The following is a 17,831-nucleotide window of genomic DNA, read 5'->3' on the forward strand; positions in this document are numbered from 1 at the left end:
GCGATTCCGGCTAATGCCCCGATCGGCACCATCGTTAGCGACCAATCGGTAATTTATTTCGTCCTCGACTAGTGTATCATAAGTTTCATTAACCGGTTAAGGTGTTGCGCGACACCGGATTCGCAGGTTAGTGAACCAGGAATTCCGCAATGACATAGCCGGTTGAGTCATCTCACGTCAATGAGGAACAGAGGATCGTCAATGACCGACATCACCGCCGACGCCCGCATCCGCGTCGCCATTCCGCCGAATCACCCCGCCCTGCGCACAATGGGCCGCATCGATGACGCCGATCCCATGCGCCCAATTTGGGTGTATCCGTACACACAGGCTGCCTTCCGCTTCACCGGCACATCCCTGACCGCCACCGTCATCAACTATTGGAATTACGGCGATACGCAGCTCGGCGTCATCATCGACGGCGTGACAACTAAAGTGCGCATTCCGTCCGGATTCACCGGCATCAACGACATGCCAAATGATTCCACGATCGTGCGGAACAATCTTGCCGCCCCCGCCGCAACCGCCAGCGCTCCGCGTACGCCGATTGGCAAAGGCTGGACGACCACGCTCGCCGATCCCACTGACGCCACGCCGGCAGCACAGATGCCGGTCACACCGGTCACCATCACACTCGCCGAACACTTGCCCGATATCGAGCACGAAGTCGTTGTCTATAAGCGCCAAGACGGTCAGCATTACCTGCAAATCCTTGGTTTCGGACTGGATGCCGGCGCGCGCGTTATGCCACCGCTCGAAGCCGCTCCCACACGTCGCATCGAGGTCTACGGCGACTCGGTCTCCTGCGGCGAGCGCAACGAGGCGTCACTGTACGCCGGCAAACCCGATCCGGAAGCCGACCTGAGCGCATATAGCGATTCCTGGAAGTCATATTGCGCGATTACCGCGCGTCATCTCGGCGCCGCGCTGCATGACGTGTCGCAAGGCGGCGCATCGCTGATCGACGGCATCGGCTGGTTTAGCGGGCCGGATTACATCGGGCAGGAAAGTATCTGGGATCGTATCGAATACAATCCGACGCTGGGCACGACGACACCGTGGGATTTCGCACGATATACACCGCAGGTTGTAATCGTTGCCGTCGGACAGAACGACGCGCACCCGTATGATTTCATGGCCTCCGACTACGACGGCGAGCAAGCCGCCCATTGGCGTGCGCGATACGTTGATTTCCTGCGCACGATCCATGCGCAATATCCGCAAGCGACGATTATCTGCCTCACCACCGTGCTACAGCATGATCCGGCATGGGACCGCGCTATCGGTGACGCTGTGCGCACGTTCAACGATGCGCTCTCCGATCAAGCCGCTCATGGCCCGCTCGCATATCATTTCCTGTTCTCACGCAACGGCTCTGCCACGCCAGGCCATCCGCGTGTGGTGGAACACGAGGAAATGGCCCGCGAGCTCACAGCGTTCATTGAATCGCTGGAGCCTGGCGTCTGGGAAAACTAACAACCCACGCCACAAGCCTTGCTATTGGCCGAACATCGTCCCGCCGTACACACTTCAACACCACCGCATTCAACATCGTTCCAAGGAATCCTCATGAACGAACCAACACTCGAAGAATCAACGTCTGAAACAACGCCCATCGTCACCGGCCCAGCACCGGGCGCAAACTTATCCGGTCTGGCAGGCGCAACTACCAATACCAGCGCCAATAAACCGCTCGGCAAACAAGGCCTACGCCCTGCGGCGATCTTCTCGCACGACATGGTGCTGCAACGCGGTCGTCCGATACCCGTATTCGGCACCGGCGAACCCGGCCGTGCAGTGATCGTCACGCTCACTGCAGACAGTGCCGGCGAATTGCTGCGTTTGCATACCGACACACCTGCCGATACGCATGCCACCGATACCCCGGCAAGCACACATGCGTCACCCACACCGGCGACTTCCTCGGCCGCATCAGCCGACAGCGTTTCAGCCCACGGCACGATCGATCACAACGGCAATTGGCTGATCACACTACCCGCCCTCGAAGCCGGCGGCCCGTACACGCTCACTGTCAGCGACCGGTCCAACATCACGTTGAAATATTTGCGCGTATACGTGGGCGAGGTGTGGCTGGCCGGCGGGCAGAGCAATATGGAGCTCGAACTGCGTAGTAGCGCCGGCGCGGATGCGACCATCGCGGCGAGCGCTGACCCGCTGCTGCGCTTCTATAACACACCCAAATCAGGCGTGATTGATCGAGAAGCCGAAGATCATGCGATCTGGCAGGTGAGCGGCCCGGAGACAAGCGGCACCATGTCGGCGGTCGCTTATTATTTCGCACGACGATTGCGCGCACAGCTGGGCCCAGATGTTCCAGTCGGCATCGTGGACTGTTATATCGGCGGCACGTCGATTACCGCATGGATGAGTCGCGCAGCACTGGAGACTTGCGAAGCTGGACGCGGCTATTTGGAACGGTTCGACGCCTCGATCGCCGGAAAGACCGACGAGCAGTTCGAAGCGGAGACGACTGCGTGGAAGACGAAGTTCGACGCGTGGAACCATTCGATCGATGCGGCGCGCAAGGCCGAGCCGGATATTTCGTGGGATACGCTCAACGCGCGATACGGCGAATGCCCGTGGCCACCGCCGGAGACGCCGACCTCGCAGTACCGACCGACCGGCCCGTTCGGCACGATGGTGGAGCGCGTTGCACCGTATGGCATCGCCGGATTCCTGTGGTATCAAGGTGAGACCGACGAGACGTACTGCGAGTCCTATCGCGAGCTGCTGGAGTTGATGATCGCCGAATGGCGCGGACTGTGGGCGACTCCGACGCGCACGGCAATATCGCCGTCGGCACAGGCTACGGCATCCATCGCAACATCCGATAACACCGCTCCCTTGCCGTTTCTTATCGTGCAGCTGCCGCAGTGGATCGACAAAAATACCGCGTCCGCGCACGCCGATCCGCTGCGTTGGCCGGTGATTCGCGAAGCGCAGTGGGATGCGGCGCGAACAATCGCCAACGTGTTTGCGATCACGACGATTGACTGCGGTGAATTCGACAATCTTCATCCGCTCGATAAGCGCACACCTGGCGAGCGCTTGGCTGATTGCGCGCTACATAACGTGTACGGGCGCAGTGATATCACCGCGGATGGGCCTGAAGTAATCAGTACGTCAACCAGCGACGGCATCGTTACGCTGCAATTTGCGCACGCCAGCGGCTTACATTTCGATGGCACACTGCCGGGAACATACCGCCATACAAGCAATGTTGCCAACACTGAGGAGTGTGCCGAATCTCTGCATCGTCTCGCCGCAGCATCAGGCTTTGAGATGGCCGGTACAGATGGCGTTTTTCATTCAGTTGAAGCAGCGATTCACAACGAATCAATCACCCTGCGTTCATCGAACATCGCGCATCCTACTGCTGTTCGTTACGCATGGCGCAGTTGGGGGATCGCTCCGCTCTTCAATGGCGACGGTCTTCCCGCTCCTCCATTCCACATTGCACTGCACTAACTGAGCAGCAACTAGAATCGCAGGGCGCAACAAAGCCAAGCACAAACTCATGGTGGCGGTTCATCGCACGAACCGCCACCATTTTCATCTAATTCCCAGCTAGTGCACACGACACGTTGAACCATGCGCGGTTATATGGAGTCACGGCCGAAAAGCCGCAATAACTAAAAACCTTTCTTCTTCTTCCTCTCTCCTTTCTTTCAAGCCCGGCTCATCACCGGGCTTTTTCTTTACTCACTGGCTGTGGCGCTACCACAACTGCGTTCGCGCCTACACACACGTTCACACACACGTTCACGCACACGCTCACACTGATTCGCGCATGTCAGCGCACGAGTAGGGCCTCGGTTTGTTCGTCGTATGTACAGTGCTCGTCAAGTAATTTTGGCCCTTTTCCATACTCGCGATCTTTGAGATACGCGGTTTTCTGCTCAAGCGTGAGTTCGCGGAACCCTTCGAGTCGAATGCGATCGCCGCGCACGCGGAACACACATCGCAAAAAATGATCGCCGTACATTGCAGGCACGTACACTACGCGGTCACTCGAGTCAGCAGGCACAAATATCACAGTGTGAATGTTGTGCGTGACGGTGTCCCCATCTGAATCTGTGCCATCAGGGCGAGCGATCAGCCGAACACCTTCCCATTGCGCGCGGACAGCCACTATCCCCTGCGGCCGCCCCTTCAACCGATGGATGAGATAGAGTATCGCTACCGCGCACGGCAGAATAACGGTGAACAACATCACCAGCGCCTTATCAACACTCGGGCCGATACCATCGCTGTGGAACACGGTCACGCCAGGCAAATCGCCGCCGAATAGCCACGCCAGTATCCCCAGTGCGGCAATGCCAACGCTGAACGTAAGAAACATTGCGAGAAGCCAGCCGCGACGGCGCCTAAACCACATTTTGCGAGCGAGCTTCGCATCGCCGCGCACCCAGCCGACGCTATCAGCAAGATCATCATTGGTGGCACTATCAGCACTGTTAACACTATCAATTACGTGACCGGCCACGCGGTCGTTCACGAGGTCACTGCCATAGTGACCGGCTCTATCCCAGCCATCGTCGCTCATAACCCCATTATCGCGCCGTCAACACGCCCACGCACGGAACGCAACATGAACTTTCTGACAAATTCGTAGGCAGTCGGCAACGGGCCCGCGCTCAGACGCACATAACGAAAAACCCTTGGAATCGACATGATTCCAAGGGATTCACTGTGCCCCCCGTGGGATTCGAACCCACAACCCACGACTTAAAAGGACGCTGCTCTAACCGTTGAGCTAGAGGGGCAACATTGCTAAGATACACTCGGCCACCGGACATTGTCTAGCCGGCGTTGCGGCGTGGCTCATATCTACACCCTCAAATCGCACTCAACATAACAGCGAATGCAATATCCGCCAGCCTCAGATCAGGCCTAGGCGTGCGAAGGCGTTGGCGATGCCGTTGTCGTGGATGTCGGTGGTGACCATGTCGGTGAACTGTTCGATGCCGTGGGTCGAATTACCCATTGCGACGCTGGTGCCGGCTGCCTTGAGCATGGCAGTATCGTTGTCGCTGTCACCAATAGCAATCGTGTCAGCAATGCTGTACCCCAAGTCCTGCGCAATATCGCATACAGCAGTACCCTTGTCAACGCCGTTCATCAGCAGCTCGCCGTTGTTGGGCGAAATCTTGTCATACGAACCATGCACGAGCGTGAACCACGGGCTCAAATCGCGCGCGACATCATCAAACGTCACATCTGGATTCGGGCCAGTGTAGTAAGAACCTTTGCTGGCACGAATCACATGACCCAGCGTCGAGCCTTCAGGCACGTCAACATCCTCGATCACATGCCAGAATCGCGCGAACTGATCGTTATCCCACGCGGACTTCTTCGCCTTCACATGCTCCATATACGCGCGCGTCACATACATGCCGTCCGCACCCTGCCACTGAAAATGGTCAATGTCATGCGCCCGAAAGTACGCGGTTGCAGCGTCGATGGCCTCGGGGGCGATGAAATGCTGGAACAGCACACGGTCGCCCAGATTCGCTTGCGCACCGGCAACAGAAACGACCCCATCGAAGCCGAAATCGAGGATACTGCGTTCGATTTTCGGCAGCGAGCGCCCGGTGCAAATGAACAGCTTATGCCCGCGCTTCTGCGCCAGCGCGCACGCCTCCTTCGCTGATTCAGGCACCACGTGATCGGAGTCCGCTAACGTCCCATCAATATCGAGAAACACGAGTTTGCTGGACATATCCGTTCCTTTCTGCCGCTATCGCTTGCACCCACCATCATGCCACGGTGTTTATTACATGCGCCCAGCCTTCGAGGGGTCGATACTCATGGTTTGGAACCTGTTCGCCATGAAATCGTTGTCGAAATGTGCGGCGAAGAAGTTGGCAATTGGCGAATCGTCGGCGATACCAGCCAGTCTGGAATACCACGCGTCGATTGCCATTACCGTCATCGTTGCATCGACCAGCATGAATACGAGAAATACGAGCGTGAGCGAATAGCGCCACTTCCACGGGATTCGCTGAATCATTGCGAGCAGATGCGGCAAAATCAGTTTGATCCACGCGAGCCCCAGCAGGCCCCAGAAAAACATGTATTTGCCGGACGTGCGCCCGTCAATCGAAAGCCACTGGCCGGTGTAATCCCACGCAGTAATACCGAATGCAACTTCCATCACCCAGCTGGTTAAGTATTCGAACGTGCCGCCGATCACCGCGCTCGCGCAGAAAATCAGCAGCCAGTTCGAACGCCACAATCGGTTGAGTAGCACGGTGAGCAGCACTGCGCCAAAGCCGTAAATCGGCGAGAACGGCCCCCACAACAGCCCCGCGCGGTCTTGCCATTCGTGGAACAGCACAACATGGTAGATGCTTTCGATGGTTAGCCCGAACACGCAGCCAACGACGAACAGCCAAAACAGATTGAAAAAGTCGAGTGCAATGTAGCCTTTGCCGGTCAGGTCGCGCCCGGGCATGCCTTGAGCTGCGGCATCTTCGTAAGCAGCGCGCTCGTCCATGCGCCACAGCGCGACTTTCAGTCGGCGTTCTTGGCGCAGCGCTGGGTCAACGGTAATGGATAGCGAAACAAGAATGGCGAGCTGAACGATATTGGTTATCAGATTGAGGCCAAGACCGTCGAGCATCAGCGTAAACAGGCCTTCGGCGATGGTCAGTGGAATCAGCACATACGTCCAACGCGCAGCATACCGACGTTTGTTGAAGGTCAGCAGCGCGCCGAAGATCATGAGAATGATGGTGGTCAGTGAGCTGAGCGACGCAGATATCCAACTGAGAATAACGCTTAAGCCGGCACGGTCGAGTTGTGCACTGCCGCCTAAAACCGCACGAATCGCATAACCGAATGCAATGACGATCATCGGAACGGTGAACAACCCTTGTACGATCAGCACCACGCCATAAATACGAGCGAGCAGCGGCAGACGCTTGTCGTCAATATCAGTAACGTTGTCACCTCCAACAACGCTGTCATGCCCGGTAACGTTGTCACCGCGCGCAGCGTCGTCGTGAGTATCCATCAACTCTTCAAGCGTCTCGTTTGCGCTCACTGCCACCTCCGCTACTGAGTACTGTTAGCGCTGTTTACCACCCGATTTTGCCGGGTGCGTTAGCGACCAGTCACGCGTCATATACAAGCCAAACGCCACACCGAACGCGATCAGCGCCACCATATCAACAGTAATCAGCGAGAACACCAGCAGGAAAATCATCCAACCAGTCACTCTGCGCACACGCGGCCCGGGAGCCATGTCACGCGCGGCAACGATTACTGTCAGCACGGCGATAGCGATCGTAACGATAACGTACAAGCTAATCAGCGCCGTATTCCCACCACTGTGCGTCAATGCCGATACGGTACCAGCCGACGATTGTGCGGCTTCTTGCGCACCGGGAATCAGGCCAGCGTATGCCAGCGCGTAGAAGATCGCCATAATCATCGAATACAGTGCGCCAACGCACATCAGTACGCGTTCGGGCGTGCGCTTGGAATACGCTGAGGGGGCGGCGGCACGCGCGCGTTCGCGCAAATAATTGTTTGGCTGATTCTTGGACATCGTTACCTTCCCTCCATTGGGCCGCTTATTGCGGATCTGGTTTCATCGTAGTGCCATAGGCGGAGCGAAAGCTGGATGCAACACCACTCAAGGACTGCACATTGCTAGCACAATACCCCCGTTGCTGCGCGCATTAGACACCGCGCACTCCAACACACCATTTATGCTGCGAAGCCGCACAATTCGGCCCGATTTTTCACCCATCGCACTACGCTACTGATTGCGTAGCGCTACGCTTTGCGTATCGTTTGTGTACTGTTTGCGTACCGCAAGCGCGCGAGTCACACGCAACCGCGCAACTCGCGCATAACTCGCGCATAACCCCGCACAAACCCCGCAAACCGCGCTATTTCACGTGAAACTGCAACCTTGGTGAGGACAATGACCAACGTATTGACAATCGTGCGACGCGATCTCATGCGCCTACTGCGCGTACCGACCGCATGGGTGATCATGATCGGCCTCGTAATGATTCCGCCGCTGTACGCATGGTTCAACATCATCGGCTTCTGGAACCCGTACGGTAACACCGGCAATATTCGCGTTGCCGTTGCCAATAACGACAAAGGCACGAGCAGCGCCATGCTGGGCGATCTGCAGCTCGGCGATCAACTCGTGGCCGAGCTCAAGAAGAATGATCAGCTCGGCTGGCAGTTTGTCAGCAGCGCTGAAGCGATCCGCCAGGTGGAAGCGGGCGAAAGTTATGCGGCGATTGTCATCCCCAAAGATTTCAGCGATGACATGGCGAACGTGATCTCCGGCAACGGTAAGCGCCCGCAACTGGAGTATTACGTCAACGAAAAAGCGAACGCCATCGCCCCAAAAATCACTGATGTTGGCGCCTCCACTGTCGATCAGCAGGTGAACAGCGCGTTCGTATCTACTGCGAGCAAAGTGATTTCCGACGCCGTCAACGAGGCGAGCGACAAGGCCAACGCGCAAACGAATCAAACCACGTCGAATGCCATTCGCACGCTGGACTCCACTTCTGCCAAGCTCAGCAAAGCGCGCACCAATATCGCGCAGCTTACCGATACACTCAACGAGATCCCGAACAAAACCGCTCAAGCGCGCACAGCTATCGCCGATGCCAGCACGCTCGCGAGCAAAGCAGGCGAGGGCTTAGCTGGCCTCTCTTCAATTATCGACAGCACGCAATCGGCGCTCAATGGCTTCGCCAAACTATCGTCAAATGCGCTCGACAAAGGCTCGAGCCTCATATCGCAGGCGATCGCCAAAGCGGATACGAGCATCGCAGGCGTCTCTGCCGGCATTGATTCAGCGAACACAACCGTCGCGGACGCGCTCACCACGCTCGACCAAGTCAATCGTGACACCGCTACGATTATCGACCTGCTCAACAGTCTTGATAATCCTCCGCAGGCGCTCATCAACCGCCTCCAGCAGCGCAATCAAGCGGTTGCCGACTCCATCAGCCGACTCACCACACTGAACAATGATGCTGGCAAACTAGCCGGCAGTATCACCGACTCCGCGAGCGCTATGAACACGGCGAGCAGCACGTCACTAACCGCGGCAAATGATGCGCGCGCGTCGCTGAATGCTGACGCACTCCCCCAGCTCAACAGCGGCCTGTCATCGCTCGTGAAAGCCACCGGTTCGCTGGGTACGGCTGTCAGTTCGCAAGATCTGCTCATCAGCCAGACGAACGCCACGCTTGACCAGCTCGACAAAGCTGCGAAGTCTACTGCGAGCGCGCTGAAGCAAACCGATAAGGGGTTGGCTTCGCTTGAGCCGAAACTCACCGCGCTCAGTGATGATTTGCGCGCGCTGAGCGGTTCGAGTGCGTTGAGCGATCTGCTGGGCGCGGATGGCAAGCTCAATGCTTCGTCGATTGCTGATTTCATGCTTTCGCCGACGGTGCTGCGCACGAAGACACTGTTCCCGGTGAACTCGTATGGCTCGGGTATGGCGCCACTGTTTACGAGCTTGTCGCTGTGGGTGGGCGCGTTTGTGCTGATGGTGATTGTGCGCTTGGAAGTTGATGATGAGGGGCTTAACCAGCCCAGTGCCACGCAACGCTATTGGGGGCGTTGGCTGCTGTTGGCGATACTGGCTGCAGCGCAAGGGCTTGTGTGTACGATTGGCGATCTCATCATCGGCGTGCAAACAGTGAACGCGTTCGCGTTTGTAGTTACTGGCGTGATTACGTCGCTCGTGTTTTTGAGTATTACGTATGCGCTTTCGACGATGTTTATGCACGTGGGCAAGGCGATTTGCATTGTACTGATTATTGTGCAGATTCCTGGAGGCTCGGGCTTGTACCCGATTGAGATGATGCCACGGTTCTTCCGCACGCTCTACCCACTGTTCCCGTTCCGCTACGCGATCAACGCATTCCGCGAGACGATTGGCGGCTTTTACGACGGCCACTGGGTGGCAAATATCGCGCGTTTACTGGCGTTCGCAGTCGTGTTTTCTGCTGTTGGTTTGACTACGAGGCCGCTGCTGGCGAATCTTAATCGTCTGTTTGCGCGCGAGATCGAAGAGAGCGACATTCTTGTTGGCGAGCCGGTGCACATGCCCGGCAGTCAGTATCGTCTTTCGCAGGCGATTCGCGCACTGGCGGATCGCGACGAGTATCGCCGTGGCATTGAGCGGCGTGCGAAGCGGTTTGCTGTGCAGTATCCGCGGCTCAAGCGTGGCGCGCTGATTGCCGGCTTGGTGGTTCCCGCGATGTTGGCGATTGTGTTTGCGCTGACGCCGGGCGTCAAACTGGTGGCGTTGGCGACGTGGATCGTGTGGATTCTGCTCATTATCGGCTTCTTGATGACTATTGAGCTGATGCGCGATAGTTTCGAACGCCAAGTGGAGCTTGGCACGCTGAGTGACGATACGATTCGCGATCTGCTCTATGCGCGCGGTGGTACGCGCGGTGGCATGCACGCTGGTACGCGAGCGCGACATCATGCGACTTTGCGGCAGGCACTGGCTGCCGGCGTGAGCGGATACGCGGATGATGCAGACGACTCAGACGACTCAGACGACAACACGAACAATACTTCCAATTCCAATTCGACTGAAGGCAGGCATGCGGCATGAGCACGATGAGGCATCTTTTTGTTGGCGATCTGCGCCGCATTACCAGCAACGTCGTGTCTGTAATCATTGTGATCGGACTCGTTGCTATCCCAGCATTGTTCACTTGGTTCAACGTGGCAGCCAGCTGGGACCCCTTCTCCAACACGAAGAACCTAAAGTTCGCTGTTGCCAGTGTTGATGAAGGCTATAGCAGCGATCTGGTTCCTGTGGAGATTACCGTTGGCGATAAGGTAATCGCCGCCCTGCGTGCCAACAACCAGCTGGATTGGACGTTCACGTCGAAAGACGATGCGATCGAAGGCACCAAGTCTGGCGAATACTATGCTGCCGTGGTGATTCCGAAGGATTTCAGCCGCGATATGATGACGTTTTTCTCATCCGACAAAGCTGAGCACGCGAAGCTGATCTACTACACGAATCAGAAGTCGAACGCGCTTGCCCCAGCGGTGACAAGTCAGGGTGCTGATCAGGTTTCCGCGCAGGTGAATCAGATTTTTGCGCAAACGATTACGAATACTGCGTTGTCGATCGCGTCGAATCTGATTGACCGACTGGATGATGCGGATTCGCAGGCGATGCTGTCGAAGTTCAATACGAATGTTGGCGATTTTGCGCAGCAGATGAACGATGCTGCTGATTTGCTTGACACGTACAGCGCGCTTACTGATACGGCTTCTGGACTGTTTTCTAGCGCGGATGCGTTGATTGACAGTGCTTCTGGCGCGATGGACGACGCACAATCGGCGTTAACTACGGCAAAAAGCGGCGCACAAGACATTACTGGTTCGCTCACTACCGCGTCGGACGCATTGAGCGCCGCATTGCAAACGAGCGCGGACAGCTATACCGCGGTTGGTGACAGTATCGACAGTGTGTTTGCTTCCGCTGATGATTCAGCTGCTGATGTGGCGTCGAATGTGCGCGCGCAAGCGAAAGCAGTCGATGGGCAAATCGCCGAGTATCAGTCGATTCGCAACGCGGTAGCTGCGCTGCCGGATGCGCCGGGCGCTAACGGTTCTGGTTCTAGCTCTAGCGTTGTCTCATCGGCAGCCACGCGCGCGCTGAAGCTCACATTGGATGCTTTGGATACGGTGATTACTCGGCAGACCGCATTGCGCGATGCGCTGAACACTGCGGCAGATAACATTGACGCGAAGCGCGATACTGCGAAGCAGGATCGCCAGCACGTCAAAGATCTCGCCACGCAAGCGCACGACGCGGTGGCTGGGTTGAAAACGAATTTCAACGACAATGTGTCTTCGAAGGTTACTGCTGTAGCAAAAACGGTCGGTTCGATGACCTCCTCGCTGGACTCCGGTTCAAGCAAGCTCACCAGTACGGTTGATGATCTGCAAGCAACCGCGAAATCCACTGATGAGAAGCTCGCTGACGTGCACGATTCGCTAACTGCCGCCGCTGCAACCTTGCGCAAGACCAGCGATAAACTCAGCAATTTCAGTGATGCTCTGGCGAACGCGCTCAACAGCGGCAATATGAGTATGGTGAGAGATCTACTGAGTGAGGATTCAGCTTCGCTCGCGGAAACACTGTCTGCGCCGGTGCAGTTGAAGCGCAAGGCCGTGTTCCCGGTCGCGAATTTCGGCTCGTCGCTTAGCCCGCTGTACACGCTGCTGCCGTTGTGGGTGGGCGCGTTGCTGATGTCGGTGACGTTGAAAACTACGGTTTCGCGCAAGGTGCGTGCTGAATTGGCGGCGCTTGCTGGCGGCCGGCAGCCGCGCCCGCATCAGCTGTATTTGGGGCATTTTGGCGTGTTTGCGGTGATTTCGCTGCTGCAAAGCACGGTATTGTGCGGCGGTAATCTGCTGTTTTTGCATGTGCAGTCGGTGCATCCGCTGCTGTATATGTTGGCCGGCTGGGCGAGCGGATTGGTGTACGCGTTCTTTATTTACACGCTGGTGGTGAGTTTCGGCAATGTGGGTAAGGCGATTGGCGTACTGTACCTGGTGGTGCAAATCTGCGGTTCAGGTGCCGCGTACCCACTGCAAGTGTTGCCTGGATTTGTGAGTGTGATCAGCCCGTTCTTGCCGATTACGCATTCGGTGACGATGCTGCGCGCGGCGATTGCTGGCATGTACATGAATGATTATTGGATTGCGATGGGCAAGCTGCTGTTGTTTGTGCCGCCGATTGTGCTGCTGGGCTTGGTGCTGCGTAAACCACTAGTTGGGTTTAACCGTTGGTATGTGGCCAAAGTGGAGAGCACGAAACTGCTGTGAGCACTGCGTTTTCACAGGTTGTTTCACGGATTGTTTCGCATGGTGTTTCACAAGGACAGAAACGAATAAACACATTGGAAGAAGATACGATGACATCGATGATCAGCACGCCACGCGCCACGCGCACGCGCGAGGCTACCGACCGCAAGATTACCCAAGCAACGCTCGATATTCTTATTTCAGACGGTATTGGTGCGATGACCATTGAAGAAGTATCGCGCAGGTCTGGCGTCGCAAAAACCACAATCTACCGGCGTTACCGCAATACCGACGATCTGCTGCATCATTTGCAAATTGAAGCAGTGAACCTGCCGGAATTTGAGCATCTCGAAACCACTCGAGAAGGATTGCACACCTTATTGGAACGAGTCGCAGCTAGTTTCAACAGTGAAATTGGTCTCAAAGCGGTAGGCGCAGTGCTTTCGACCAATAATCAGGCAGTACATGGCTTAGCGAGGCAGATCATCGATCCAGCACAGCAGCGGTTTGCGCAATTCATTGCGCGCGGTGTAGCAAACAAAACGTTTTGCGCGAATGCAGATGCGCGCTTCCTCTTCGACACTGTGCTCGGCTCGATGCTGGCCGCGAAAGCACTCACACCTGATACAGCTGACGCTTGGGCAGATCGCATGACCACCTTGCTTTGGCCAGCGCTCGCGCGCATGTAATGGCACGCGATACATCTGCGCTAGCTACATCTACTCTTGAATCGACGCTTCCTGGCGAGCTACCTCAAGAGCAGCATTAAACGCGTCAGTAGTCCAGCTCGCGCCGGCAACCGTGTCAACCTTCAAGTCTTTCAGCGGCTTGCCATCGACGACGCCGTTAATCGCCTCGGCGAAATCAGTCTGGTGTTTCTTCGAAATACTCGTGAACGGGTGACCAACGATTTCCACGTTCTCGACATTCTGGTCTTTGACGGTCACGTGTACGTCGATTGTGTCCTCGCCGATCGGCCCGTACTGGCCATTTACCGAATACGTGCCGTCCGCGTAATTGCCGGTGTCTTTCTTATCAGACTTCGTACCAGTATCGCGGCTACCCGCACCAGATGATGACGAGCCGGAATCAGTCGAAGATGAATCATCACCAGACTGCGACTGGTCCTCCTGCGACTGCTGCGTTTCGCCAGAGTTGCCAGCATACTCATCGTTCATCGGCGTCGCCTTAGGCTCACCGCATCCAGCAAGCAGCGCTCCCGCTGCAACCAATCCCGCTGCCGCCAGCGTCACCGATTTCTTCAACGTGTTCGTATCGCTCATACCAGCAACCTTACCTACTCCGTGACTTCTTCCCCACCGGTTTTCGCGGCCTTGGTAGGGTCTGCGAAGCCGATCGCAGTCTCACCAGTCTGCGCGCCCTCAACTTGAGCGCCAGTTGATGCCGGGCGGCCGCCCGCCGCCTCGTACGCCTTCCGCGCGTTCTCGTCATTCCATTTTTCGCCGACAAGCACACCGTGGTTGAGCATGATCTCGCGTTCGGCGCAGCTCGCCACCAAAGCATCGTGCGTGACGACGATGATCGTCGTGCCCTGCTCGTGCAGCTGGCGGAACAGGTCGAGCACGATCTTCTCGTTCTTCTCGTCAAGGTTACCGGTCGGCTCGTCGGCGAGAATCAGCTTTGGATCGTTGATCAGTGCACGCGCGATGCACACGCGCTGCTGTTCGCCGCCGGACAGCTGACTGGGCAGGTGGTGTGCACGATCCTTGAGCCCCACGCGATCCAGCGCTTCAAGCGCCTGCTTTTCGTCGACGACCGAGTGGTAGTACTGCGCGACCATCACGTTTTCCACAGCAGTCAGGTGCGGCACGAGGTAGAACTTCTGGAACACGAGGCCGATCATGTTCTTACGCACGTCAGCGAGCTGGCCAGCGTTGAGGTCCTCGAGCTTGCGACCTTCGAGTTTGACGGAGCCCTTCGACGGCGTGTCCATGCAGCCGATCATGTTCATCAGCGTGGTTTTGCCGGAGCCGGACGAGCCGACGATCGCCAGCCATTCGCCCTGCGGCACAGTCAGATTGAGGTCGTCTACAGCGTGCAGTTCGCCGTAAATCTTCGAGATATGGTCGAGTTCAAGCAGCATATCCATGATGTTTCCTTACGTTATTCACAAGCGTTGTACGGGGGACCGAATGGCAGTCGAATCATTCCTCGCGCAGCACGACGGCCGGGTCAATGCGCGTAGCGCGATGCACGGGCGGGATACTTGCCACAACCGCAACAATCGCCGCAAGCAGCACGGACGCGACGCCGAGCCCCCAGTTGAAGCCGATCGACCGTTCGAACACGGCCACGCACAGCCATTGCGCGAGCCCGTAGCCGATCGCAGTACCGAGCAAGCCGCCGATAAGGCCGTACATAGCCGATTCGACATAGAATTCGACGCCGATCGCTGACGAGCTTGCACCGAGCGCCTTGCGCAAGCCGATTTCGTTGCGACGCTGCGAGACGATCGAACTGATCGTGGTACCGACGCCGACAAGCGTGAGCACGAGTACGACGAGCGAAACAATCCAGAACAGCGTTTGCAGCATCGTGATAATGCGCGTATCGGACGCGGTGATCTTGGTGACCTGCTGCGCCTTGACGTGCATGGAGGTCATGTCGTTGATGCTGGTCACTAACGCGTTGAGATCGCTCGCGCCGGCGGAGTATTCGATAACGTCAACGCCACGTGTGACGCCGGTGAGCTTGTTGACATCAGCGTTGGTGGCGTAGATGATCGAGTCCTCGCTGCCACCGGTGTCGACGATGCCAGCGACGCGGAATTCAGTGCCGGACGTATCCATGATGTCGCTGGAAACGCGGCCGTCCTGAGTGGGTTGGCCGGAGGAGGACTGGGACTGTTGGGTGTCGGTCGTGCCGTCGGCGGTGGAGGCGGAGCCTTCTGACGCTCCCCCAGTCTCCGCGTTCGCGGAGCCAGCCTGCCCAGCAACTGCGGAGCCTTCGGCCGCTTCGTTGGAGCGACTGTCGTCGCTCTCTCGCCTAGAAACGCCACCGGCGTTTCCTCCACGGCTCGACCCCACCGAGGGGGCCGAGGATGTGGTGTTCCCGGAGCCGTTGGCAGTGGAGGTGGAGGCGTTGTCGGAGGCGCGGTAGCCGATGGTGATACGCGAGCCGACCTTGAGACCGATCGCGTCGGCGATATCACGGCCGATGAGCACCTTGCCATCGGACGGCCACGAGCCATCAATCACCCAGTGATGGTTGAGGTTCTTCACCTGCTTAGCGTCCACGCCAGCCATCACGTATGGGGCAGCGTTTACGCGCACATTCTCATAGCGGTAGGTTGCATGCTTCTCAGAGCCTTTTGCCGCAACCATCTCGGTCGTGTGTTCGACCATCGCAGAATCGATGCCGGCTTTGTCGCCGGACGTCGTGGATGAGGTCGGCGTGACGATCAGGTTCGCGCCGTATGCGCGCATTTCTTCGTTCATCTGCTGCGGCACGGCGATGCAGATCATCGCTAGGCAAAACAGCGTGGCCGCGCCGACGAGCGATGCGACAACCGCCATCATTGCACGCGAGCGCCGCCGGAACACGGCGCTGAACAGCATGCGGAAGAACATTCCCGTATTCGTCATCTCACCACTCCTTTCTCATGCACACGACTCTTTCCCCAGAAGAACTCACCGGCCATGGAGCACCTCCGCGGGCTTAAGGCTCAGGATCGAGCGGATCGACGACGCAGACGCGATAAGCACGGTGATCGCGAGCAGTACGAACACGAGCACGAACACCATCGGGCGCATCGTGATGCCCGAACCAAACACCACGTGACCGATCAGCTGCGCGACGCCAGAGCCAAGCCCAGCGCCGACCAAAGCACCAAGCAGCGCGATCGCCGCCGTCTCAGCCATCATCAGACGAGACACTGCGCCATCCGTCGCGCCGATCGCCTTAAGCAGCGCCAGTTCAGCTGACCGTTCACCAATCGAGGCAACCATCAGGTTCGCTACAGCCACGGCCGCCGCGATCAGGCTCAAAATCGTCATCAAAATCATCACGGCCTGCGTCTTTTGCAGCACATTGCCCTGCAGCGCAGCAACCTGACGCACCTGCTTGGCAACCGCACCCGGAATCACCTCTTCGATCTGATAGGCGATCGAACTCGGGTATGCAGTGCAATACCACGTCTCCCAGTCGTCCTGGCTGAGCGCGGCTGGGTTCTGCGCAGCCTTACGCGCGAGGTCGTTCTCCGGCGTAGTAAGCGCCTTCACCTCGATTTTGTCGGCTGAATCAGGCAAGTCCGCAAGCACTTGCGCAACCGAACTCGACAAGTACAGTGAGCCGTTCTCGTCATCGCCGGAATCGTACACGCCGACGATTTTGATCGCCTGCTCGTTGTGTTTGCCGGACGCGGTGGTCTTCTTGAGAGTGACCGTATCGCCGATCTTGACGCCGAGCTGCTGCGCGAGCGTCGCGCCGATCATGCCCTGATCGGTATCGTCCTTCGGCCATGTACCTTCGATCTTCCACCACGAACGCATACCCTCAACACCGACCACGGTCGTCTCGCCGGACGCGAGCTTTAATTCCTTGTTGAACCAGGTGCCTACCAGCGGCGCGTTCGTGCCATTGACTTCAGCGTGCACGTTAAGCTGCGGCGCAAAGTTGGTGATGTTGAATGCCCAGAAGATTGTTTTGATTTTCGCCGCGTCCGATTCCTTGAGGAACGCGGTCGGATCGGCTTGGGCGGCCGCACCAGTAAGCCCTGTGGTGTTGTACAAGTCGGAGACGACCGCGTCGGCCTTCGGCTGTACGACGATATTCGAACCGTACGTCGACAGCTCAGCGTTGAGCTTGTCACCGACATCGAACACGACGCCCAACATCGAGACGCTCACCGTGGCCGACAGGCACACAGTAAGCGCGATAAGCAGCCGCCTACGCAGCTGGCGCGTGAACGACCGCGCGATCATTCGCAGAAAGAACATGATTCTTGCCTCCTGCCG

The 17,831-nt window shown here is 57.4% G+C and carries 13 protein-coding genes and 1 tRNA gene; 5 read left to right on the top strand and 9 right to left on the bottom strand.

Annotated elements, in window-relative coordinates:
• The first annotated feature begins 201 nt into the window (after nt 1-201).
• Together D2E25_RS09135 and D2E25_RS09140 are read left to right on the top strand one after the other, a co-directional pair.
• Nucleotides 202-1,476, top strand: coding sequence for a GDSL-type esterase/lipase family protein (locus D2E25_RS09135; RefSeq protein WP_241217130.1), 1,275 nt, complete (start codon nt 202-204; stop codon nt 1,474-1,476).
• A gap of 93 nt (nt 1,477-1,569) precedes the next feature.
• Nucleotides 1,570-3,489: a sialate O-acetylesterase family protein gene (locus D2E25_RS09140; RefSeq protein WP_125982047.1), complete on the top strand. Its 1,920-nt coding sequence runs from the start codon at nt 1,570-1,572 to the stop codon at nt 3,487-3,489.
• Between the two features lie 325 nt (nt 3,490-3,814).
• Here D2E25_RS09140 and D2E25_RS09145 read toward each other — a convergent pair whose 3' ends face one another.
• From D2E25_RS09145 to D2E25_RS09165, 5 genes are all read right to left on the bottom strand, one after another.
• Nucleotides 3,815-4,567 carry a DUF2207 domain-containing protein gene (locus D2E25_RS09145; protein ID WP_125982049.1) on the bottom strand — a complete coding sequence of 251 codons (753 nt, stop codon included), beginning with the start codon at nt 4,565-4,567 and terminating at the stop codon, nt 3,815-3,817.
• 147 nt (nt 4,568-4,714) lie between these two features.
• Nucleotides 4,715-4,787, bottom strand: a tRNA-Lys gene (locus D2E25_RS09150).
• Between the two features lie 116 nt (nt 4,788-4,903).
• Nucleotides 4,904-5,743, bottom strand: coding sequence for an HAD family hydrolase (locus D2E25_RS09155; protein ID WP_125982052.1), 840 nt, complete (start codon nt 5,741-5,743; stop codon nt 4,904-4,906).
• Between the two features lie 54 nt (nt 5,744-5,797).
• Nucleotides 5,798-7,039, bottom strand: coding sequence for a putative ABC transporter permease (locus D2E25_RS09160; RefSeq protein WP_125982140.1), 1,242 nt, complete (start codon nt 7,037-7,039; stop codon nt 5,798-5,800).
• A gap of 54 nt (nt 7,040-7,093) precedes the next feature.
• On the bottom strand, nt 7,094-7,576 hold the full coding sequence (locus tag D2E25_RS09165) for a hypothetical protein (protein WP_125982054.1): 483 nt from the start codon (nt 7,574-7,576) through the stop codon (nt 7,094-7,096).
• A gap of 381 nt (nt 7,577-7,957) precedes the next feature.
• On the opposite strand from D2E25_RS09165, the gene D2E25_RS09170 reads away from it, so the two are divergent.
• The 3 genes from D2E25_RS09170 to D2E25_RS09180 all read left to right on the top strand — a co-directional run bounded on the left by D2E25_RS09170 (nt 7,958) and on the right by D2E25_RS09180 (nt 13,544).
• Nucleotides 7,958-10,639, top strand: coding sequence for a YhgE/Pip domain-containing protein (locus tag D2E25_RS09170; RefSeq protein WP_125982056.1), 2,682 nt, complete (start codon nt 7,958-7,960; stop codon nt 10,637-10,639).
• The gene (locus D2E25_RS09175; protein WP_125982060.1) at nt 10,636-12,876 is read left to right on the top strand and encodes a YhgE/Pip domain-containing protein; all 2,241 of its coding nucleotides are present in this window, start codon (nt 10,636-10,638) and stop codon (nt 12,874-12,876) included. Before D2E25_RS09170 ends, D2E25_RS09175 begins: the two co-directional genes overlap by 4 nt.
• 89 nt (nt 12,877-12,965) lie before the next feature.
• The gene (locus D2E25_RS09180) at nt 12,966-13,544 is read left to right on the top strand and encodes a TetR/AcrR family transcriptional regulator (protein ID WP_125982063.1); all 579 of its coding nucleotides are present in this window, start codon (nt 12,966-12,968) and stop codon (nt 13,542-13,544) included.
• Between the two features lie 30 nt (nt 13,545-13,574).
• Here the strand turns inward: D2E25_RS09180 and D2E25_RS09185 are convergent, their stop codons facing one another.
• From D2E25_RS09185 to D2E25_RS09200, 4 genes are all read right to left on the bottom strand, one after another.
• Nucleotides 13,575-14,138, bottom strand: a complete 564-nt coding sequence (locus D2E25_RS09185; RefSeq protein WP_125982066.1) for an FMN-binding protein — start codon at nt 14,136-14,138, stop codon at nt 13,575-13,577.
• Nucleotides 14,139-14,152: 14 nt separating this feature from the next.
• Nucleotides 14,153-14,959, bottom strand: coding sequence for an ABC transporter ATP-binding protein (locus D2E25_RS09190; RefSeq protein ID WP_125982142.1), 807 nt, complete (start codon nt 14,957-14,959; stop codon nt 14,153-14,155).
• Nucleotides 14,960-15,020: 61 nt separating this feature from the next.
• Nucleotides 15,021-16,460 (bottom strand): ABC transporter permease, encoded by a 1,440-nt coding sequence (locus tag D2E25_RS09195; protein WP_164514795.1) that lies wholly within the window; start codon nt 16,458-16,460, stop codon nt 15,021-15,023.
• Between the two features lie 45 nt (nt 16,461-16,505).
• The gene (locus tag D2E25_RS09200) at nt 16,506-17,813 is read right to left on the bottom strand and encodes an ABC transporter permease (protein ID WP_125982069.1); all 1,308 of its coding nucleotides are present in this window, start codon (nt 17,811-17,813) and stop codon (nt 16,506-16,508) included.
• Nucleotides 17,814-17,831: the final 18 nt, after the last annotated feature.

The sequence above is a fragment of the Bifidobacterium goeldii genome (genome assembly GCF_003951095.1).
Taxonomy (GTDB): Bacteria; Actinomycetota; Actinomycetes; order Actinomycetales; family Bifidobacteriaceae; genus Bifidobacterium; species Bifidobacterium goeldii.

What these genes read in the sequence shown, in the direction of transcription:
- D2E25_RS09185 (WP_125982066.1), bottom strand. Translation starts at nt 14,138, where the DNA reads ATGAGCGATACGAACACGTTGAAGAAATCGGTGACGCTGGCGGCAGCG.
- D2E25_RS09135 (WP_241217130.1), top strand. Translation starts at nt 202, where the DNA reads ATGACCGACATCACCGCCGACGCCCGCATCCGCGTCGCCATTCCGCCG.
- D2E25_RS09195 (WP_164514795.1), bottom strand. Translation starts at nt 16,460, where the DNA reads ATGACGAATACGGGAATGTTCTTCCGCATGCTGTTCAGCGCCGTGTTC.
- D2E25_RS09145 (WP_125982049.1), bottom strand. Translation starts at nt 4,567, where the DNA reads ATGAGCGACGATGGCTGGGATAGAGCCGGTCACTATGGCAGTGACCTC.
- D2E25_RS09170 (WP_125982056.1), top strand. Translation starts at nt 7,958, where the DNA reads ATGACCAACGTATTGACAATCGTGCGACGCGATCTCATGCGCCTACTG.
- D2E25_RS09155 (WP_125982052.1), bottom strand. Translation starts at nt 5,743, where the DNA reads ATGTCCAGCAAACTCGTGTTTCTCGATATTGATGGGACGTTAGCGGAC.
- D2E25_RS09160 (WP_125982140.1), bottom strand. Translation starts at nt 7,039, where the DNA reads ATGGATACTCACGACGACGCTGCGCGCGGTGACAACGTTACCGGGCAT.
- D2E25_RS09190 (WP_125982142.1), bottom strand. Translation starts at nt 14,959, where the DNA reads ATGCTGCTTGAACTCGACCATATCTCGAAGATTTACGGCGAACTGCAC.
- D2E25_RS09180 (WP_125982063.1), top strand. Translation starts at nt 12,966, where the DNA reads ATGACATCGATGATCAGCACGCCACGCGCCACGCGCACGCGCGAGGCT.
- D2E25_RS09175 (WP_125982060.1), top strand. Translation starts at nt 10,636, where the DNA reads ATGAGCACGATGAGGCATCTTTTTGTTGGCGATCTGCGCCGCATTACC.
- D2E25_RS09165 (WP_125982054.1), bottom strand. Translation starts at nt 7,576, where the DNA reads ATGTCCAAGAATCAGCCAAACAATTATTTGCGCGAACGCGCGCGTGCC.
- D2E25_RS09200 (WP_125982069.1), bottom strand. Translation starts at nt 17,813, where the DNA reads ATGTTCTTTCTGCGAATGATCGCGCGGTCGTTCACGCGCCAGCTGCGT.
- D2E25_RS09140 (WP_125982047.1), top strand. Translation starts at nt 1,570, where the DNA reads ATGAACGAACCAACACTCGAAGAATCAACGTCTGAAACAACGCCCATC.